Raw genomic sequence first — 21,378 nt, forward strand, 5'->3', positions numbered from 1 at the left:
GTTTTTATATGAGTGAAACATTAGCCTTGATTAAAGCATCAATTAAATCATCGGCGCCTGACTACATCCCCCCTACACCGCTAAGTAACCGTTTGAATCCCCTGCAAAACTCAATTCGGTCTTATTCAATGCGTGATGGGACGACAACAATTGAAACAACGCGTCGCAAAGGGGAGATCGTTAGGCAAATTGTAACAAGAGAATACATTGATGCTGCAAGCAATAAGACGGTTAAAATGAAAACCTTTGATGCAGCTACCAATACGATAAATCAGGCTATCGAGCACTTTGATTCTAACAATAATATGACTAAGAGGGTCGTTGAAAGTTTTAGTTATGACCCAGTTAAAAAGGCAGTACAATTGAGCGAAACAGTGGTAGTAAAACAAAGTTTCGATGCTAAAAATAATATAACGCACCGCGCTGAACAGAAAACTAATGCTGCTGGTGAAATCACTTATAACCTGGTTGATACCTATCCCAACGTAAACATTACCAACAACTTGCAAAGCGACACCTGCCAACTGACCGATTCGATAAACAGTTTCCCTACCAAAGAGAGCGCTCCTGCTCCTGTGGAGGCGACTATGTGTAATCCTTTAACTCTGGGGCTGAGGAATCTTGTTCCCGCCATAAATTACGCTTCACGATTGTAAACTACAGCAGCCCCCAAAATGCTTCGATCAACGGCTCATTGAGCCGTTTTTTGGGCACACACACACCCAGCTCAAATGGCTCGACCAACGAGATATCATCCAGCAAGGAAATGCGGTTGCGCACCGGTTCCGGGCTGTTATCCACCACCACTGATGGGATCAGTGCCACACCGCAGCCCAATGCTACCATTGATACAATTGCTTCATGGCCGGAAACCGTAGCATAAATCAATGGGTTACTGATGCGCTGGCGGCGGAACCACAAATCAATGCGTTTTCGTGATGGGCCATGCTCAGGCAAAATAAAGGGGACCGTGGCCCAATCGGGCTGTTCCACCGAGACCTGTGAACGCACTGCGCAAGGCAGGGCTGGCGCAATCAAAACCAGCGGAATCTCGCCAATCTGGGTAAAGGCGATGCTGGTGGGGAGCACTTCAGGGCGACCAGCAATACCGAGATCAGCCTCATTCGATTGCACTTTATCTACCGCATCGGCGGCATCACCGGTAGTGAGTTTGATTTCAACCAACGGATGACGTGCGCGAAAACGATCGAGAATGGGGGGTAAATGGCTATAGGCGGCGGTGACTGAACAAAATAGCCGCAGTTCGCCACTGAGTGATGGCCCGTGCTGACCCAAGGCATGGCGCAGCTGCTGGTACTGTAGCAATGTCTGTTGAGCAAAAGCCTTGAGCTGTGTACCGGCATCGGTCAGTTGCACCGTGCGGTTGTCTCGTAAAAACAGGGGCTGTCCGAGCGTCTCCTCCAGCCGCTGAATCTGGCGTGATAGGGTGGATGGACTGACGTGTGTAGCTTTAGCCGTGCGGCCAAAGTGGCGGCTTTCAGCCAAATGCAGAAACAATTTCAGGTCACGTAAATCCATAACAGACAGCCTCTTAGGTGAGAAGAGCTATTGTATTGCATAAGAAATAAACTGTATTGCAGAATTTGCAACGTCACATTGTTAATATATCAATTTCAGCAATGTGTTTCCTGTCATATAGTGAATCCAAGATAATCCCCGGACCAGACAGGGGATGTGAAAAACAGCAACACACAACATTAGCTACACAAACACAATATTCGTTTGCAGTAACCAAAATAAATAGCTGCACCCACAAAACAGAACCCGAACGGAGTAATACCATGGCTAACTATTTCAACACATTGAACCTGCGTCAGCAGTTGGCGCAATTAGGTAAGTGTCGCTTTATGGCACGTGACGAATTTGCCGATGAAGCAAGCTACCTGAACGGTAAAAAAGTGGTGATCGTCGGTTGTGGCGCACAAGGTCTGAACCAAGGCTTGAACATGCGTGACTCTGGTCTGGACGTGGCTTACGCTCTGCGCAAAGAAGCGATTGCCGAGAAGCGTGCTTCATGGCGTAAAGCGACTGAAAATGGCTTCAAAGTAGGCACTTACGAAGAGTTGATCCCACAGGCTGATTTGGTGGTTAACCTGACACCAGACAAACAGCACACCGCAGTGGTTCAGGCAGTTCAGCCACTGATGAAAGATGGTGCAGCACTGGGTTACTCTCATGGCTTCAATATCGTTGAAGTGGGTGAGCAAGTTCGTAAAGACATCACCGTTGTGATGGTAGCGCCGAAATGCCCTGGCACTGAGGTTCGTGAAGAATACAAACGTGGTTTTGGTGTGCCGACGCTGATCGCGGTTCACCCGGAAAACGATCCTAAAGGCGAAGGCATGGCGATTGCCAAGGCTTGGGCGGCAGCAACCGGTGGCCATCGCGCGGGTGTGTTGGAGTCCTCTTTCGTTGCGGAAGTAAAATCTGATCTGATGGGTGAGCAGACTATCCTGTGTGGTATGTTGCAGGCCGGTTCATTGCTGTGTTTCGATAAGCTGGTTTCTGAAGGTACTGACGCGGCTTATGCTGAGAAACTGATTCAGTTCGGTTGGGAAACCATTACCGAAGCGCTGAAACAAGGCGGGATTACGCTGATGATGGACCGTCTGTCCAATCCGGCTAAACTGCGGGCTTATGCGCTGTCTGAACAGTTGAAAGAAATCATGGCTCCGTTGTTCCAAAAGCATATGGATGACATTATCTCCGGTGCTTTCTCCAGCGGTATGATGGCTGACTGGGCGCAAGACGATGTTAAATTGCTGGGCTGGCGTGAAGAGACCGGCAGAACAGCATTCGAGAATGCGCCACAGTTTGAAGGCAAAATCTCTGAGCAAGAATATTTCGACCACGGCGTATTGATGATTGCCATGGTGAAAGCCGGTGTTGAGTTGGCATTCGAAACTATGGTTGACTCCGGTATCATCGAAGAGTCTGCATATTATGAATCACTGCATGAGCTGCCATTGATCGCCAACACCATTGCCCGTAAGCGCTTGTATGAAATGAACGTGGTTATTTCTGATACGGCTGAATACGGTAACTATCTGTTCGCGAACGCGGCGGTTCCGTTGCTGAAAGGCAAATTCATGGATTCACTGCAAGCAGGGGATTTGGGTAAGAGCGTTGCCGGTACTGCGGTTGATAACGCGCAACTGCGTGATGTGAATGAAGCCATTCGTAACCACCCAATTGAAGCCGTAGGTCACAAACTGCGTGGCTATATGACCGATATGAAGCGTATTGCAGTTGCGGGCTAAGTCCCTTTTGTCTTTGACGCCGTCAGGTTTTTAGCGGCGTTTAACTCTGCGTGAAACAGGCCGCTGCCATTAAATAATGGTAGCGGCTTTTTTTTATCTCAAATTTAAGCCATATCTTGCAGGCGAAAATTTATTAAATTAATGCTATCCCGGCCCGAAAAAAATCTTGTAAGGTGTTAATCGTGGTTTAACACATCGCAGACAAACTCAGTATTAAACGCTATTAATCATAATATTCTTATGAAGGTAATAACGCACCTCGCTAATTAGCGGGGTGTTTTTATTTGTGGGTCTGGCAAAGCTAAAGAATAAAACTCATGACATTTAAATAATGTTAAGGAGGTGAAAAAGATAAATAGGTTTAGCAGTCAATATTCTCGTTAATTATAAAAACTTAAATAAGGAAATAAAGTATGGGAAAAGGACACAGTAATGTAATGGGTCAGGGCCGCCGTGGCTCAACTGATGGCGTCAAGGGCGTGCCGAGAGGGCTTAGTGCTGGAAATCCTAATAAAGGTAGAGGGTGGGGAGTATCGCAAACCCCCTATGGGGCTATTCGCAATTATAATCCAAGCAAGTTCGGTAGCCGTTCTGGCGGTAATCGAGGTGGCAATAACCGTTCACGTCATCGCGGCAATCCTCCAAGTCCCCCTAATCTGGCACAAAGGCCAGAGCTACAAGTAGCAATAGTCCCCGGTGTTGCCGTTCCCCTATCACTGGTTGCTGGTGAATGGGGGGTTTACGCTGCTTAAACCAAAGGTAGTTGCTGCGGCACTTGATCTGGCTCTTACGCGGATGGCGATGTTTGCTGTGGACGCGGCGCCTTATATCGGGCGGTTCGCCGGGGTTGTTGGCATGTTGCTGGCACCCTCTGAAATCGCGAAAGATGATATGTCAGTGACCCGGCGCACGGTCGTCACCCTGCCTGCCGAGCGCATCATCAGCGTGCCATTGGCACAATTACCCACACAATCAGCAGTAGTGGCTAATGTCCGGCTGCATGATGTGGTACAGGATGGTGTGCAGAAAATCGCGGTAGTGAAATCCAAACATGTGCCGATTACGGTGCCAGTAGTACAGGCTAAACCCACTGATCGGACAGGGGTATTTACCGCTCAGATCCTCAATGGGATGCCACCTATCCACATCCATATTGATACGAGTTCTTCCCCTCCCACGGCAGCGCAACCAAGCGGTGTCAGTGAGGTGAGGGATAGCCCTGTAACACCGGTATTTTCTCCACTGGGAAGTAACAGCCATGACGCGATTGTCTACTTCCCCGCAGAAGCGAACACTGACCCTGTCTATATTTCAGTCACGACAGTGCTAATACCAGAGCAGATTAAACAGGTGGAGGAGGAAAATCGGCAAAAACAAGCACAATGGGATGCGAAGTATCCACAAGTGCAACAGGCTCTATTTGAAAAACAACGTGCCATTCAGACTGTGGCTGAAAAAGAGGCAATATTGCATGCAGTCAAGGAGACGGCTGAGGGTAAGTCATTCTTAAACCCGGAAAAATTTCCGATGGAGGAATACCTTATAGCTTGGTTTGAATACTCAAAAACAACCATTAAGATGGATATATCGATTAATTCAGCGGTTGCGCGAGACTATTTTTTACAAAAGGGGCCGATGGTCATGTACCCTCTTTTGTATACCTTTCAGTCAGAAAGTCAGGGTGAGCAACATGCCCGTGATACAAATATTGCGACATTAGAACGGATATATCGGCGTTTAACGACGGCGCGAGACAATATAAATCAGGCCCAGCATGAGTTAAATACGGCCAAGAATGAAGTCAACAATGCTGATCAGCATATACAGGTAGTCAGGGCGCAACTGGTTGAGGCCGAAGCCCGGTGGATTGTAGAAGCACCCGCCAGACAGCGTGTTGAACGTGAGCGACTGGCGGCAGCCTACCTCGCCAGACAGCAGGCTGTCACTCCCCAAAATACCTTCTCCTTACCTGCTCATCCGCCAGGGGGCGCACATTCTCCCAGTTTTGCCGCAGGCGGTGCGGGTGCTATAACATTAAGTCCTCAGGTTGCTAATCATTTAGGTACCTCATTACGGCGGGTATCGGAGCGATTTCGCAGCATAGACACAAGTTCGTTGGCCGATCCAATGGCTGTCATTATTGGTACGGGCTTCTATTCGGATAATGATAGGGAAGGAGCGAATCAGCCGCCATTAGTCGGTAGTTTCTCTCTCAGGGACATAGGATTATCCCTTGGCGCGCCGTTACTACATCAAGGTGACGTAGATTCTCCGGTCCGAATTTTGATGGCCCAAAAGGATGATTGGACCGGTGTTTATGCGGTAAAAACCCAAGCTGCAAATGTTGCTGCTAAGGTGAAGGTCGGGCAAGCACAGCTTGATAGGTCAAATGGTGTTTATACATTTACCACCGACAGCCAGCCGCCACGCACCTTTACTTTTACTCCAGTACAACCGCCCAGCATGGATATCAGCTCGGTATTACCACAACCTGCCAGTGCGCCGGTTGTTCCGTCGCATACTGGGGCTGATATCACTTTTCTGGCGACAAAGCGAGCACTGACGTTCCTTGCACATGAGGAGATTGATTTCCACGATTACGTCATTTGGTTCCCAGCAGAGTCGGGGCTGGAACCGGTGTATATTTATCTTAAAACGCCACGGGATGAGCCGGGTGAAGTAACCGGTCGTGGGCAGCAAGTTGCAGGCGTTTGGTTGGCAGAGGCGGGTAAGGGGCTGGGAGCACCCATCCCAGTACAGATTGCCGATAAATTACGTGGCAGGAAGTTCAGTAGTTTTGATAGATTTAGGGCAGCGTTTTGGCAGGAGGTTGCGAATGATCCTGAGCTATCTGGGCAGTTTAATAAAACTAACTACGTCGAAATGCTAAATCAACGAGCCCCATACCCACCTTCCATAGAGCAAATTGGTGATAGGAAAAAATATGAAATTCATCATGTTAAGTTTATAAATAACGGAGGAGAGGTTTACAATATTGAAAACCTAAGAATCATGACACCGAAACGGCACATTAATATTCACTCCGGAAATAGAGGGAAATAATATGGAACTTAAAAAAGAGTTAACAGACTATACTGAAAATGAGTTTCTAGAGTTGATTAATTTATTATTTATTGGTGAATTCTCTTCAGAAGAGGAGCATGACGAACTTGTAAATCATATTGTAAAAATTACAGAACACCCTAATGGTACTGATATCCTTTATTATCCTGAGGCTGGAGTGGAGGATAGCCCCGAGGGAGTTATTAAATTCATTAAAAAATGGCGAGCCGAAAATGGCAAGCCTGGATTTAAAGAGTAAGTTATATCTGCAAGTAATAATATAAGCCGCCTTTCTGGCGGGTTATATTTTATTAATTAGTTAATAGAAACATAAACACTCATTTATTATATCATTTGGTCCTCAGATTATTAGTAGCTGGGAGCACTGATCCCAGTACAGATTGCCGATAAATTACGTGGCAGGACGTTCAGTAGTTTTGATGAATTAGAGGATAATAAGCTGATGATCGAGCGGCTGGAGCGAATCTTGATGGGGGAACTCACGGCCACTGATATTGATAAACGCTTTTATACTCATGAAATCAGAGAGCTAGAACGATATCGTGCGCTAGGGGTGCCGGATGGTGTTAATGATAAATCTGTTTGGAATGACGCTCATACCGCAACTCTGGAGGACTATAAGGTTAATGAAAAAAAACAGCCTTTATATACGCCAGAAGCTGAGGATGCATATATAAAAGCAGAGTTAAAAAATATTTAGGAGATAAATAATGTCAAATATGGAAAAAATAATTAAAAATGAAACAGTCGAAGATGTTCTATTAGCCTTCACTCCTAATACAGCATATCAAGGTATTGATCGAATGTATGTGAAATATCATTTTGATGTGGTAGCTAACCGAGATCTTTTATTTACATATCAGAGGTTAATAAAAGAAGGTAAGTTGGCTGAAGATGATAAAGGGCATACACTCAAAGGTCCCAACTGGAAAGAACCGAAATTCGTAACCGATAAAAAATACGATGCGGAATAGTATTCAGCATTACTAAAAATTTATTGTAATTAATAATCAGTGAACAAGGATGTTACTGGTTATTTTTTATGATTACTGATTGTGATATTAATGTGAATATATTTATGAGATGAATTGTGGGGCTAAAATTACGACTAATTTGGTTTGATAAAAACTGATGTGTTAGTTGGCATGAGATTTTATAAGAATTTTGGGGGTGATGATACTATCATCGAGATATTAGAGCTTCCTTTGGATGATACGATGAATTACGGGGGTGAAGTAGCATAGAACTGGATGATATCTATTCAACCACATTTTAAAAATATCATTACAATAGATAAGTATGAGTACTTTATTAATTAGTTGCTGAAATATAAATACTCTATTTATTACATCATTTGGTTCCCGGCAGCGTCGGGGCTGGAACCGGTGTATATTTATCTAAGTAAATCTAAAGAGTCGTATTCTCATGGTTTCAAACATTACCCTCCCAAGAATATGAAGTGGGACGATATTGTTAACTCGACTAAATCAGGTCCGGCAAAATTCAAACAAGGTGTTAATATCCCTGAAGTTGATCAAGAAGTTTGGTTGGCAGGGATTTCAGTAACTAATGGTCAATCTTGGAAAGTTAAGGAATTTAGAGATGTTCAAGGTGCATATAAAGGAAAGGAAACTTGCTGGGTAGTAACTAAAGAATCGGGGGGTGCTATTCATTCTCATCCAATTGGTGAAGCCGAATCCAGGAGATTAATAAAATGAACAAAGAATTAAAATTATTTGATGACGTATTATATATAAGTAATGCTGAATATATATATAACGATCTGCATTCTATTCAAAAAGATGATAAGTTGTCAGATGTTATTGACCTTCTTGATGAGGATCTACTACAGATAAAATATCTGAATGGCTCTATTGTTGATGTTGGTTGGTATCCCTCTTTTGACGAGAGTGGTTATTTTAAAGTTATGTCTATTAGACATGAGGACTGGGAGAATCCCATTTACTCCAGCACTTTAGGATTTAGCCTTAACCAGTTGTTGGAAGAAATCAAAATGGCCATATCAAAAATTTAACTATTGGCCACTTGGTTTCCAAAATTATAATATAGGCCGCCTTTCTGGCGGTTTATATTTTATTAATTAGTTAATAAAAAAATAAACGCTCATTTATTATATCATTTGGTCATCAGATTATTAGTAGCTGGGAGCACCGATCCCAGTACAGATTGCCGATAAATTATCGTGGCAGGACGTTCAGTAGTTTTGATAGATTTAGGGAAGCGTTTTGGCAGGAGGTTGCGAATGACCCTGAGCTGTCTGGGCAGTTTATCGAATTAAACCAACGTCGTATGAGAGAAAAAGGATATTCGCCTTTACACAATCTAAAGAAAAGGTTGGTGGACGTGATAAATTTGAGCTTCATCATGTTGCTCCAATTAAAGATAATGGGGCCGTTTACGATGTGGACAATTTGCGGGTAACAACACCGAAGCTCCACATTGAAATCCATTCTAAGAATAGAGGGAAATGAGATGGAATTAAAAAATAAGTTGGAAGAATATACAGCTATGGAATTTCTTAATCTTCTGGAGAAAATTTGGAGAATTGATGTTTCAGAAGAAGAACACGATAATATTATTCGCCATGTAGCTAAAATAACAGAATATCCTGCGGGGACAGATTTATTCTTCTATCCAGAGGAAGGTAGTGAACACAGTCCCGAAGGTATTCTTGAGTTTATAAAAAAATGGCGAGCCGAAAATGGCAAGCCTGGATTCAAAGAGTAACTTATATCGTTAATTAATAATATGGGCCGTCTTTATGGTGGTTTATATTTGCATGATTTATAATTCTGTAATTAATGAGTCGGTTATATGATATAAATAGCTCTAAGTTCGGATGAGGATGTGTTAACTTTTCTATCTTAATGCCTATGTATTTCATGGGAGTGAGATTTATTAAATTAATCCTATCCCGGCCCGAAAAAAATCTTGTAAGGTGTTAATCGTGGTTATACACATTATGGGTATATCTATTGTTTCTCAATATTATTAATTAATAGACCTTGCTAATTAGTGAGGTCTTTTTTGTGGGTGATATTAATCAAATAAATGAAAAGGCATTTAAATATAAAAGGAGAGCAGTAATGAGTGATATCCAAACTGTTTTGACGCGTTGGGGTGTATGGGCTAGGGATAACTCTCATCTGGATTATCCTCATATCGCTAGCGGGTTTAAGGGATTGGTGACGAGCAATAGACAGGTAGAGTCATGTTGCGATAATGACGGATTAGCCATTGATAAAACAATAGGAAATTTACAGCGGGCCTCGCGAGAAAAAGAACTGGAGCTTATCCTTCGACATTATGTGTATGGGCAATCTAAAGCCTCTATTGCCCGATTGAAAAAATGTAATGAACGGGAGATTCGACGTCAATTACAAGTTGCTGAAAGTTTTATTGAAGGATGCATAATGCAATTGGGTATTTCACTGGAAATGCAGGTGGAGTGATTTTTTATAAACATGATAAGCTTTAATAGAATAGAGCAATCAAGAATAGATCTTATTATCGGTAATTAGACTTGAATCAGACGTGGAATAGGGCGGGGCAAGGCATATGACTGGTTGTGGTAATTAGAAACCAGAATATAAACTGTCTCTGCGACAGTTTATATTCATTAATTTTTTATTTTAAATTGCTGCTAAATGCCTTTCGGTTACCTAAATCATCAATTAAGACAAAATTGACCGTCTTGCTGCCTGCTGGGGGTAAACGATTGAGCGAAAAATCGAGCTTCGAAAAAGGAGCAACCATATCTGGCAGGCTTTCAGTTGAGCCTAATGTCAGTGAGGCTAATGATGCATAATAAGGCGTCGGGTTATCAACTTGAATCAGGGCGGTATCGCTTTTTGTCTCAAGAGTAAAGGTTAACGCCTTACCTAAAGTATCTCCTGGGGCTGGTAAGTTTTTAGGGCGGTAAAATACTTTGTATTGCATGCGCAAGGCCAGCGTGACGAAAGATTCATCCTCAGTTTTAGGGGTCACCTTCGGTGGAATTTCGTAAACATTGAGCCAAAATGCAGACTCCCTATCAACGGGTAATTTACTGGCCCCCGATAAGATCAATCGCAGGCTACGTTGTGCCTGTGGTTGTAGCCGAAATAGCGGAGGCAACACTAATACCGGTGAAATAGACTTCTCTGGTGTTGCGGTCAAATCACCGTCATCCACCCAGACCTGCACTGCCACCGGATAGCTATTGCTGTTAACCAGTTGTAGTGACTCTTCGGTGCTACCTTCACTGAAGATAATACGTGTTCTTTCCGCAATGACACTTGCCGTGGCCGGTATACTGGTAACCATAAGCAACAAAAGTAACCCACCAATCCCACTATTTATGTGTCTGAAAAACATATTATTGGACACGTATAACCACTTGCGCATGTGCATTCACCGCTCCTGGTGTCACAGTTTGCCCGCTGATTTTAGTTAACTCAGCCCGAAAGTTCTCAGTGTAACTATTACCCCCACTCACCGTGCCGGTTATTTCTTGGGCGCCCTGGAAGATGCCATACCAGCCGGCGTTATTACCGGTTTGAGTTACATTCTTTGATAGCAGATAAATCGGGCTATTATTGCGGTAGATACGGATGCCTACACCGCTTGCTGTTCCGGCAGAACCATAACTATCTGACACCAAGTGGCTGATCCCGCCACTGCCGTTCATTAATCCCAAAGCTTGCGCTTTAGCGGCATTTGCTGCTGGTACCAGAAAGCCCATCGCTACCGTGCCAGCAGTGACACCTGATGTCACACCGGTCTGGCACTGAAAGTCTACTTTAAATTCAGCAGAAGTGGTGCTGCCACTGTTCAGCTCTGCCACAGAAATTCTCGGTAATATCACTGTGGGGGTAAAGTTGGTTACCGCACAAATCGTGGTGCGACGGAAAGTGACATAATTGTACAATCCAATAGAGGCAGGCCAGGTAGCATACCAGCCGGGCCAGTTTGATACTGAGTCAGTTCCTTCAATAGGGCCACTAATCCCTGGCCCTTTAAACGCGATATAAGCATTGGGTTGGGTATAGGCATACAGGTAAGAGGCTGCATTGTTAGTGCTGGCACGGGCATAATCAATACGAAACAGCTCGGTATACAGGTTACTGAAATTCTTGGCTTTGACTAAAATACGGCCACTGCTGTCTTTATCCAGGTCGGTTAAGCGCCGCCCTTTCCATAAGCGCGAGTAATACTCGCCAGTGGATAGATTTGTAAGCCTGATAACAACATTGCGGACATAGGTGGCAAAACCAGAGGGAACATTACCGGCAATGGCACCATCTTCATTTTTACCACCAAAGTCATTATCTCCGTTAGTAGCATACATTTCGAAGAGTTGATCAACATCGGCCGCAGCGCAGCGAAATAGCACCCGATTAGGGTCATAACCGGTGTTCAGGGCAAAGGTGGTGAAGTCAGAGGTACCTGCGGCTAATAATGTCCCATCGGGTTGAAAATTCGCCGCCGTGCTAAGGTCAATAAGGCCCGGCAAGCCGAGTGAGCCATTATTATAATCCAGAGAACCCGCCCAGTCACTTGCCGTACCATCGCCAACACCAAGCTGACTTTGTATCGTAATCCGGGTACAGGTTGACCATGCTGAGGTGCTGCATAACCCTATAAATAATATCATTCCAGCCGCAATACGCTGGCGGCGGTGACCGGCAGTGGCTGTTGGCCGTGATAGTTTGCAAGATATTAACTGCTCTGTTGTTCTTAACATTATTTTTCTCATAATTGTTAACGGTGGCAACTGCCTGTTATATGAATAATATCCTGCTCGGTATCTTGACCATCAAAAGTATAAGGTAATTCACACTGCTCACTGCTGTTCTCACCCCAGCGCACATAAAGTAAGCCTTTGTCGTCTTTTACACGTACGTAGATCTGATTCCCTTGACCTACCATCCCGACAATTTCATTTTTGCTGTTATAAACATCGGCACCCAGTGGTAACCCTCCGCCGTCATTGGTTTGGGTTTGAATTAACACAGCATAGCCTTTCAGAGTTTCGAATTTGACTTTCACTGCGGCCCCGGCATAAGGAACGACGCGGCCTTGATTCTCTTTCAGTTCAGTATTGCGATTAATACCTTTAGTATCCAAACCCACCGTATTGTAATTATAGGGTGTTAATGATGGCACCAAGGCAAATCCGTTATTATCAATTCTCGCCCCTTGTGCATTTCGTACTGTTGCACCCTGAGCACCATCCGCTTCAATTAAACCAAAGGTCTCGCCCAAATAAGGTCCGAGTGTCATACCTTTACTATGTATTACTGCGGCTCCGCGAGCACCAACACCATATTGGGTGTAATTATTGCCGCGGGAATAGCTGCCATTGACGGTCGCATTAGGGAATTGTTTTTGCACATTTGCCCCCCAGTTATTTGAACTGCTACTGATATTGCTGTCGTCATAGCCGGCATTCACTGAATAGTTAAAGCTGTTTCGTTCACCGGCGGTACCTGATAATGACGTCTGATAGCTATTACCACTTTTGGGATTACGGCTAGCGGACATCGATAAATATTGATTTTTATTTCCAATATTGAGTGGGATAGACACCGTTAGCGTCGCAATATTTTCAGTATTACCGTAGCGCGTTGTCGTCTGATTCGTCGTATCGTCATCCCAATTATATTGGGTTGAGGTATAAACAGTGCGCTGACGGCTAATGGCAAGGTTATAACTGACATCTTGGTAGCTATTTGAATAGTTTAGCTGTAACTGCGTATCTCGTTGCGTATCATTATAATAATCACTGGTCGACGCTGATGCAGAGAGTTGACCATAATTGCCCAACGTCTGGTTAATTGAGGTTGTAAACTGGCTGCGTTGTTTATAGGTTGTTGAATCCCATGTCCCGCCATTTTTTTGCGTTGAGCGCACACCAAAAACGTCATTTAAATCGCGATATCCTTTGGTTGAATAGCGATATCCGGCCAATGAAAATGTGGTCCCGGTTTGATTAAATGTCTGGCTATAGGTTGCTTGCATCCGCCAGCCATTCTGCGTGTCATCATTTTCAACTTTAGCATGAGAGTAGGTAGTATTGAGGCCAAAGGCCCCGATGGGGGTACCTAATACGCCACCGACAAGGAGTGCCGTATAGTCTTGCGCTAAACGCAGGCCACTGTTCGCAGTTAACTGATTGGTAAGACCGCGCTCATAGGTGAAGTCAGTGAAATAGTTATCAATATTGGTGAAATCACGAGATTCGCCGACCACCGCATTATAACGGCTAACACCTGGGCGCATTGAGTCCGGGACGGCACTGAATGGCACGGTAAATGTCGAACGGCTACCATTCGCTTCAATCACCTCAACATTGAGGTCACCCTGACTGGTGGTGCTATATAAATCGTTAATAACGAATGGGCCAGGCGCAACCGTAGTTTCATAAATTTCACGCCCATTCTGGCTAACAACCACCCGCGCATTGGTACTGGCAACACCACGAACTTCAGGGGCAAAGCCACGCATGGATTCTGGCCACATACGTTGGTCGGTTGCCATTTTAACGCCACGAAACGACATGGTGCCAAATAATGTACTGTCGGTGAAGGTTTCGCCCAGCGTTAATTGACTATCCAATTGGGGGATAGGGCGCTGGACATAAGTACGAATATTATTCCATTGGGTATCGCTGCTATTATCATTACTGGAATAACGTACGTTTGATTGTTGACGCAGTTGCCATAATCCGAGATTGAGGCCACTTTTTAAGCCAACAAAGCCGTAATCAGAGGTGTTGTTTTGCTGAGACTGCGTCTCACTGCGATAAAAGTTGGAACTGTAGTTAATGAATGCGAGCTTTTCGCCTTCCTGCCATTCACTTTGCTCGATATAACCTCTGGGCCGGTTTTGCAACAAAGCTTGTGGGATCGACAATTCTAGACGAAGTTTGGCTTGGTCAAAGTGAAAAGAGGCACCTTTTACCCGCTCAGCCAGCGGCTTGCATTGTTCTGTAGACGAAGCCGCAGTATCCGAGGGGGCGGATTCTGTTTTGAGCGTATTAGGTTCTTTGGTTGCAGTACTGTCTTTGCCAGTAAGAACAACGCCAGCCGCAGTTAAGAATTCATCACTCAGGCAGGGGTAAACCTCTGATGAGTCAGCGTTCTTAATAAATTCAATGGTAGTGCGTTTAAACGGTTTGTTATTAACCAAGACATCGACAGCATCGTAATTTCCGGCTGTGGCAGAATTCTCTTTATTGAGTTGATTCAAACCTGAAGCAAAATTGGTCCCTAAAAACAGAGATTCATCGAACTCGAGGTTTTGTGGCTCATCCTGAGCCAAAGCCGTATCAACATGTAAGATTAAAGCAATACATAGTGTTAATGCTTTCTTGCGTCCAAAGAATTTTCTCTTCACAGAAGCGCGTGCAAGCCTCATAAATCTTCCTTTACCGGCTAAATACGATAACTTCCGGTATCTTGCCCGCCGAAATCATTCACTATCAGGAAATTAACAATAGCATTAGAAGGTACAGATGAATTTGGGATAACCCATTCTGCTTGAGACATCGGTGAAATCATCTCGGATTTCATTTTAAGTTTTTTACCACTGCCAACAACTTCACCACTGGCAATGGTGGCATAGAATCCTGTTGGGTTTTTCCCTGTTACAACAACATCTTTACCACGTTGGCGCACACTGAAAGTCAGTGCGCTGGAGACCTGATCAACACGGCCAGTAATACTTTCAGGTCGATAAAATACTTTAATGCGGTTACGCATCAACACTAACATTTTATTACTTTTTTCTGCTTTGTTGACGGGAGGCACCTGTAAAAAATTAAGATAGAACACGGATTCTCTATCTGTTGGCAGGCCGCTACCGGTATATTTCAGCCGCAATGTTTGTCCCGCATTGGCTTCCATGCGAAAGAACGGTGGTGTGACGATAAAGGGTGCTTTGCCTGTTTCTGGTGTTGATTGGGCATCACCACTGTCTAGCCAGACCTGAACCGCATTGGGGAAGTTGTCTTTATTTGTTAATTGTACGCTGTGCTCTTTTTCGCCCGCCGAATATATAATTCGGCTACCCGTCATGATGACGCTGGCTTTAGCAGAAGAGATGCCCATAAGAATTAATAACGCGATGAACAGATAACGATAACTGTAGCTATGTATGTTAACCATCATGGGGATACCCTCTGAATGAAACTGGCCGAATAGCTATTTTGTTGGTGCTTGAAGCTGCTGAATACACATCGGGGAACTTTACCCGAATCACTATTGTGAAGATTATCGGGATTAATGAGCCTCATTGAGGCTCACCCTGCGGGCTAGCATAAATGCTATTCAAAAAGGTCTATGACCGATTTGTCATTTACTTTGCCTGATTGCAGCGCCAATTAGTTAAAGTATATCCTATTCGGCAAAGCAGGTATTACAGGTAAGAAACTGCATATTGTACTGATGCGATCACAGAACCAGCGCCTGCTTGTCCAGTTGCAAAATATTGAACTGCAAAATCATGCTCTGCTGCTGTATCACCAGCCTTTAACACTATACCATCTTGCGCCAAACCACTATTCAGATCGATACCCGAAGTCGTTGTTGTGTCTTTCAGCAATTGAAGCTCAACGTTTGCTGCTGTGCCGGTATTTTTTAAGTTACCGGAAGCTGTGACTTGGTTAGCGACGAAAACAGTTTTGACATCAATATCATCAGGGCCAACTGCACAACCAGATACACCCAGGGTAAAGGCCGTTTTACCTGCTGTTTTCCCTGAAGCATCCAAATCGCTGCTGGATACAGTTGGCAGCAATACCATTGGGTTGGCATCAACACCGTTGACGGTAACAGAACAGGTTTGTGCTGTGACTTCACCTTGGAAAGTAATTGTATTATTACTTGCTGCCATTGCAATAGTTGTAGATGCTGAGAATAACACCATAGCCAAAGTTAACTTGTTCATTTAAAACTCCAATATAATAATTAAATGTGGGTGAGCATTCATTCGAATTTAAATATGAATGAATACTTAACTTAATAGATATGAAGTGGGTTAATGACTATATGTGCGAATGTTATTCGATTATACTTGTCAGCTTTCCACATTCTTTTCGTTTAAGTAAATCGGTGGTAATTATTCCGCCACGTCTGTTACTTGATGAGGGAGATAATATAGAAAGCTGTCTTAACTTCACATCAGATAAACGAACCAATCTATGTGGGAATATTCCTACAAAAACTGTGTGTCTATAAATTATATCTCAACTTATTGTATTTAAATGGTTTTTTTATTTAAAATAAAACAACTAATGGGATCTTTCTTGTTGTTTTTGTTAAAAAATCTTGGTTTTGCTGTTTTCTAGCACCTAAAAATAGCTTTTCAATATAATTTTACTGGTTATTTTGTAAAGTTTAGTGGAGTATTTGTATAGAAAGTATAGATAAAATCATGAGGGATATAATATCCATAATATTATTTATTAAAAATAACCTTATAGCATGAGGATTACGTCAGATGAGAGCCACTGGACTAAAACTGAGTTATTGCGCCGCCAGAAAGGTGGCGCATCACTAACTTAGTTACGATATAACACTTTAATAATGTGATATCCAAACTGGGTCTTAACCGGTCCATAAGGTTGCAGCAGTTCGCAGCTAAATACCGCTTTATCGAAAGCTGGGACCATATCCCCTTTATTGAACTCGCCCAAATCGCCGCCATTACGTTTTGACGGGCAGTTAGAGAATTTTTTCGCTAACTCTTGGAAATTTGCACCGTTATTCAATTGCGCCAGAATATCGTTTGCCTGCTTTTCATCATCAACCAAAATGTGCAGTGCAGAAGCTTTGTTTGCCATAGTAACAATCACCACTAAGTTATTTAGACTACATAGTTATTTGAACGAAGGTTATCTTCAATAGGGCTTGAAGCGCGCCAGTGTAGCGTATTTTGGTCGTAATGGGGCCACTGCGGCGAGCGTTTTACAAATCAAAAACAGCAGGTGGTTTTTTTTCGCCGACCGCTTTCTGCTACAATCCTGTTCCCCCGTTAACCCACTGAGCTTCCGAGTGCCATGCGATTAAATCCCAGCCAACAACAAGCCGTCGAATTCGTTACTGGCCCCTGCCTGGTGTTGGCCGGTGCGGGATCGGGCAAAACCAGAGTTATCACTAACAAGATTGCCCATTTGATCCGCCAGTGTGGCTATCAACCGAAACATATTGCGGCGGTGACTTTTACCAATAAAGCGGCGCGTGAAATGAAAGAACGTGTGGCGCAAACATTGGGGCGTAAAGAAGCACGTGGCTTGATGATAGCAACCTTCCATACTCTGGGATTAGAGATTATCAAAAAAGAGTATGTGGCGTTGGGGATGAAATCCAACTTCTCGCTGTTTGATGCACAAGACCAATTGGGGCTATTGAAAGATCTGACCCACAAGTGGTTGGAAGACGATAAAACGTTACTGCAACAATTGATATCCCAGATCTCCAACTGGAAGAATGATCTGCTCTCGCCAGCGGCGGCTGCGGCACTGGCGCGATCCGAGCGTGATAAGCTGTTTGTGCATTGCTACGGCTTATATGACGCCCATTTGAAAGCCTGCAATGTGTTGGATTTCGACGACCTTATCACCCTGCCGACACTGCTGCTGCAAAACAATCTGGACGTGCGCGAACGCTGGCAAAATCGTCTGCGATACCTACTGGTCGATGAATACCAAGATACCAATACCAGCCAATATCAAATGGTTAAATTACTGGTGGGCAACCGGGCGCGTTTTACCGTAGTCGGTGATGATGACCAATCTATCTATTCATGGCGCGGAGCGCGACCACAGAACTTAGTCTTATTGAATGAAGATTTCCCGCAATTGCAGGTGATCAAGCTGGAGCAAAATTACCGCTCCTCGGGCCGTATTCTAAAGGCGGCAAATATTCTGATTGCCAATAACCCCCATGTTTTTGAAAAGAGACTCTTTTCTGAGCTGGGTTATGGCGATGAGCTGAAAGTGATCACTGCCAATAATGAAGATCATGAGGCGGAAAGAGTGATCGGTGAGCTTATCGCCCATCACTTTGTCAAAAAGACTCAATACAGTGATTACGCCATTTTGTATCGCGGTAACCATCAGTCGCGGTTGTTCGAAAAGCTACTGATGCAAAACCGTATCCCTTATCGTATTTCGGGAGGCGATTCATTTTTCTCGCGGCCAGAGATCAAAGACCTATTGGCGTATTTGCGGGTATTGACCAATCAGGACGATGACAGTGCATTTTTACGTATCGTGAATACACCCAAGCGTGAGATTGGTTCAACGACCGTGCAAAAACTGGGGGAATGGGCCAATTTACGTAATAAAAGCCTGTTTCGAGCCAGTTTTGATTTGGGATTAGGCGAGCATCTGAAAGGCCGTGGTCTGGAGTCATTGCAGCGTTTCACGCACTGGATAGATAGTATTATTCGGTTGGTAGAACGTGAGCCAGTGGCGGCAGTACGCGATCTGATTCACGGCATCGATTATGAAAGTTGGTTGTTCGAAACTTCTCCCAGCCCAAAAGCAGCAGAAATGCGGATGAAGAACGTTAATCTCTTATTCAGTTGGATGACTGAAATGCTGGAAGGCTCTGAGCTGAATGAGCCGATGACACTCACTCAGGTCGTTACACGTTTTACCCTACGCGACATGATGGAGCGGGGAGAAAGTGATGAAGAAGTGGATCAAGTGCAATTAATGACCTTGCATGCCTCCAAAGGGCTGGAGTTCCCTTATGTGTTTTTGGTTGGCATGGAGGAGGGCTTGCTGCCGCATCAAAGCAGTATCGATGAAGATAATGTAGATGAAGAGCGGCGCTTGGCCTATGTGGGTATCACCCGCGCCCAGCGTGAGTTGTTCTTTACCTTGTGCAAAGAGCGGCGGCAGTATGGTGAGCTGATTCGGCCGGAACCCAGTCGCTTTCTGATGGAGTTACCGCAAGACGACTTGAAATGGGAAGATGAGCGCAAAGCTGTTAGCCCGGAAGAGCGGATGCAGAAAGGCCAGAGTCATCTGGCCAATATTCGTGCGCAATTAGCGAATGCGAAGAAACAGTAGTGAAAGCTAAGAATTGCCACGAAGGCGAAAACAGTAACGGGCAGTGTCTTGGTCTGCCCGTTTTTACCCCGCTAAGGCGTTACGGGTTTGCCATCGACAGTCACGTTTTTCACGTCGCTGAAGTGCCAAGGGGTATCACCCCGTAACTCAGTAAAGACCACGTTATTAAATTCACTGTCACGTAAATCACTGATAGCGGTTGGGTTTACCTGTTTCAATTGCACATTGTTGACATGTACCAAACGGTGCCAGGCTTGGTTTGCCGTATCGCCTTTGATTTCAATCGCAGCGTTTTTGCCGGTTATATTATCTAATGTCACATTGTTTACTGTGAAATCATAGAATTGAGCCGGTATTTTAGCTGGTGGATAGTCGATATTGGCATTACTGTCGGCATAGTCCAGCGTCATCACTACCGCCTGTTTGGCCAAATCGCGCATGGCATTATTACGGAATGTCACGTTACGGGCGCCACCACCAATGGTGCTGGTGCTCTTGGCACGCAGGCCAATATCGGTCAGATACATCACGTTGTTTTCCGCCAGAATATCCTCAATCCAGGCACCGGTATGGCTACCGGTTACAATGGCACCGTGGCCCATACGGAAATAGTTATTAAACAGCCATGCACCTTTCATCGGCTCTTGCTGCTGTGCTTTTTCTCCAGTACCGGCAGCAAAATTGATGCAGTCGTCGCCAGTATCAAAGAAGTTATTAAACACCATTACATTTTGGCTATTACCAAACTCGATACCATCACCGTTGTTTGCATCATAGGTTTGATGAATTAAACCGTTGGCGACCACGTTGTGGTTTTCCAGATTCATAATGCCGTGGAATGCGGGGTTACGTACGGTAAAACCTGCCAGATAGACGTTCTCTACACCGCGCAATGTCATCAGGCTGGAGCGACGTTGACCATAGGCATTTTTCAAATCCATACCATCAGAAACAGCCTTCTCAACCTGATTTTTAGCCAGAATCCCATCTTCATGCACTTTGCTGTTTTTGCTCGCCACATATTGTGGCAATGGATGACCTAGCTCATCGGTCACTTCAGCCGTTTTTGCCCGTTGCCAGCCATTACCATCAATCACCCCCGGACCGGTAATACGGATGTTGCGGAAAGTCCCTGGTGTGCTTTTATTCGGGTCAATGGCATTGATCAGTGAGGCTGGGCGCTCAATGGTGGAATAGGGATATAAACGGTAACCCGCTGGATAATCATCAGGGTTCTCTGAGCCTAATAGTGTTGCACCTGCTTGCAGGTTGAGGGTCATATCACTTTTTAGCCACAGCGCGCCACTTTTGAAAGTACCCGCGGGGATTTCAACCCGGCAGCCTGGCTTACAACTATCGATTGCCTGTTGGATCGCCTTGGTATTCAATGTCTTGCCATCATCAACTGCGCCGAAGTCGCGCACGTTGACGATTTGTGGTTTGGCGCTGGTTTTTGCCGTAACAAGATTACTGGCAGCGGATAACGAGCCATCAGCATATTGGGCTTTTACCGTGAATTGATAGCGGGTATCGGGTTTCAGGCCATCAACGGTGAAGTTTTGTAGCACAATCTTATGCTGGAAATTATCTTTATCATTGGCATAAAAGTGATCGATATAGGGCTTGGCGGGAGAGAATTTATTATTGTTATCACTGGCTTTACCCAGCAGCTTTCCAGCAGAATAAATTTGATAATCGACAATTTTACCTGTGTCTTCTGGTGCTTTCCACACTAATACAATAGTGCTCTCATCATAAGCGAGAGTAGGAACCTGAAGCTGTTGAGGGGCATCGTGGGCACTTGTTTTAGCTGCAATTGCCGTTGGGGTGCTGGCTATCAGACTGGACATCATTACCAACATAGCCAAGCTATGTGGACGTTGAAGCTGTGCTCGCATTGTTACCTCTTCCAAAAAAGAAACGTCGTTT

At 44.5% G+C, this 21,378-nt stretch carries 20 protein-coding genes and 1 pseudogene; 13 read left to right on the forward strand and 8 right to left on the reverse strand.

Translation table 11 applies throughout. The features are described 5' to 3' along the window. The first annotated feature begins 8 nt into the window (after positions 1 to 8). Entirely contained in the window at positions 9 to 656 is a 648-nt protein-coding gene (locus A6J66_017925) for a hypothetical protein (GenBank protein PNM25880.1), read from the forward strand. A 1-nt stretch (position 657) separates the two neighbouring features. Here A6J66_017925 and A6J66_017930 read toward each other — a convergent pair whose 3' ends face one another. After that, positions 658 to 1,539 (reverse strand): HTH-type transcriptional activator IlvY, encoded by an 882-nt coding sequence (locus A6J66_017930; protein PNM25881.1) that lies wholly within the window; start codon positions 1,537 to 1,539, stop codon positions 658 to 660. 263 nt (positions 1,540 to 1,802) lie between these two features. Here A6J66_017930 and A6J66_017935 point away from each other — a divergent pair, with 263 nt between their 5' ends. From A6J66_017935 to A6J66_017985, 11 genes and pseudogenes are all read left to right on the forward strand, one after another. Next, on the forward strand, positions 1,803 to 3,281 hold the full coding sequence (locus A6J66_017935) for a ketol-acid reductoisomerase (GenBank protein PNM25882.1): 1,479 nt from the start codon (positions 1,803 to 1,805) through the stop codon (positions 3,279 to 3,281). 465 nt (positions 3,282 to 3,746) lie between these two features. Then, positions 3,747 to 3,965: a hypothetical protein gene (locus A6J66_017940; protein ID PNM25883.1), complete on the forward strand. Its 219-nt coding sequence runs from the start codon at positions 3,747 to 3,749 to the stop codon at positions 3,963 to 3,965. A gap of 12 nt (positions 3,966 to 3,977) precedes the next feature. Then, entirely contained in the window at positions 3,978 to 6,344 is a 2,367-nt protein-coding gene (locus tag A6J66_017945; protein PNM25884.1) for a colicin transporter, read from the forward strand. A gap of 1 nt (position 6,345) precedes the next feature. After that, entirely contained in the window at positions 6,346 to 6,603 is a 258-nt protein-coding gene (locus tag A6J66_017950) for a bacteriocin immunity protein (GenBank protein ID PNM25885.1), read from the forward strand. 204 nt (positions 6,604 to 6,807) lie between these two features. Continuing rightward, a complete protein-coding gene (locus A6J66_017955; protein PNM25886.1) occupies positions 6,808 to 7,065 on the forward strand; it encodes a pyocin in 258 nt (85 codons plus the stop codon). Between the two features lie 10 nt (positions 7,066 to 7,075). Beyond that, a complete protein-coding gene (locus A6J66_017960; protein ID PNM25887.1) occupies positions 7,076 to 7,339 on the forward strand; it encodes an immunity protein in 264 nt (87 codons plus the stop codon). Between the two features lie 480 nt (positions 7,340 to 7,819). Continuing rightward, on the forward strand, positions 7,820 to 8,083 hold the full coding sequence (locus A6J66_017965) for a hypothetical protein (protein ID PNM25888.1): 264 nt from the start codon (positions 7,820 to 7,822) through the stop codon (positions 8,081 to 8,083). Continuing rightward, entirely contained in the window at positions 8,080 to 8,400 is a 321-nt protein-coding gene (locus tag A6J66_017970; protein PNM25889.1) for a hypothetical protein, read from the forward strand. Before A6J66_017965 ends, A6J66_017970 begins: the two co-directional genes overlap by 4 nt. A 158-nt stretch (positions 8,401 to 8,558) precedes the next feature. After that, positions 8,559 to 8,857: pseudogene (locus tag A6J66_017975) on the forward strand (HNH endonuclease). Position 8,858: 1 nt separating this feature from the next. Beyond that, the gene (locus tag A6J66_017980; GenBank protein ID PNM25890.1) at positions 8,859 to 9,113 is read left to right on the forward strand and encodes a bacteriocin immunity protein; all 255 of its coding nucleotides are present in this window, start codon (positions 8,859 to 8,861) and stop codon (positions 9,111 to 9,113) included. A gap of 359 nt (positions 9,114 to 9,472) precedes the next feature. Further along, on the forward strand, positions 9,473 to 9,838 hold the full coding sequence (locus A6J66_017985; protein ID PNM25891.1) for an antitermination protein: 366 nt from the start codon (positions 9,473 to 9,475) through the stop codon (positions 9,836 to 9,838). Positions 9,839 to 10,013: 175 nt separating this feature from the next. Here the strand turns inward: A6J66_017985 and A6J66_017990 are convergent, their stop codons facing one another. The 6 genes from A6J66_017990 to A6J66_018015 form a co-directional block, all read right to left on the reverse strand. Beyond that, positions 10,014 to 10,778 carry a molecular chaperone gene (locus tag A6J66_017990; protein PNM25892.1) on the reverse strand — a complete coding sequence of 255 codons (765 nt, stop codon included), beginning with the start codon at positions 10,776 to 10,778 and terminating at the stop codon, positions 10,014 to 10,016. Further along, positions 10,744 to 12,111, reverse strand: coding sequence for a fimbrial protein (locus tag A6J66_017995; GenBank protein PNM25893.1), 1,368 nt, complete (start codon positions 12,109 to 12,111; stop codon positions 10,744 to 10,746). The genes A6J66_017990 and A6J66_017995 overlap by 35 nt, the downstream gene beginning before the upstream one ends. A 17-nt stretch (positions 12,112 to 12,128) precedes the next feature. After that, positions 12,129 to 14,786, reverse strand: a complete 2,658-nt coding sequence (locus A6J66_018000) for a fimbrial protein (protein ID PNM25894.1) — start codon at positions 14,784 to 14,786, stop codon at positions 12,129 to 12,131. Between the two features lie 17 nt (positions 14,787 to 14,803). After that, entirely contained in the window at positions 14,804 to 15,478 is a 675-nt protein-coding gene (locus A6J66_018005) for a molecular chaperone (protein PNM27067.1), read from the reverse strand. Positions 15,479 to 15,785: 307 nt separating this feature from the next. Beyond that, positions 15,786 to 16,316, reverse strand: coding sequence for a type 1 fimbrial protein (locus A6J66_018010; protein ID PNM25895.1), 531 nt, complete (start codon positions 16,314 to 16,316; stop codon positions 15,786 to 15,788). A 613-nt stretch (positions 16,317 to 16,929) separates the two neighbouring features. Continuing rightward, positions 16,930 to 17,211, reverse strand: a complete 282-nt coding sequence (locus A6J66_018015) for a peptidyl-prolyl cis-trans isomerase (GenBank protein ID PNM25896.1) — start codon at positions 17,209 to 17,211, stop codon at positions 16,930 to 16,932. A gap of 216 nt (positions 17,212 to 17,427) precedes the next feature. Between A6J66_018015 and A6J66_018020 the strand changes: the two genes are divergently transcribed. After that, positions 17,428 to 19,449, forward strand: coding sequence for an ATP-dependent DNA helicase Rep (locus tag A6J66_018020; GenBank protein ID PNM25897.1), 2,022 nt, complete (start codon positions 17,428 to 17,430; stop codon positions 19,447 to 19,449). A 71-nt stretch (positions 19,450 to 19,520) separates the two neighbouring features. Here A6J66_018020 and A6J66_018025 read toward each other — a convergent pair whose 3' ends face one another. After that, positions 19,521 to 21,347 (reverse strand): exo-poly-alpha-D-galacturonosidase, encoded by a 1,827-nt coding sequence (locus A6J66_018025; GenBank protein ID PNM25898.1) that lies wholly within the window; start codon positions 21,345 to 21,347, stop codon positions 19,521 to 19,523. Between the last annotated feature and the right edge of the window lie 31 nt (positions 21,348 to 21,378).

This window comes from Yersinia enterocolitica, from assembly GCA_002082245.2.
In the GTDB taxonomy this organism is placed as follows: domain Bacteria; phylum Pseudomonadota; class Gammaproteobacteria; order Enterobacterales; family Enterobacteriaceae; genus Yersinia; species Yersinia enterocolitica_E.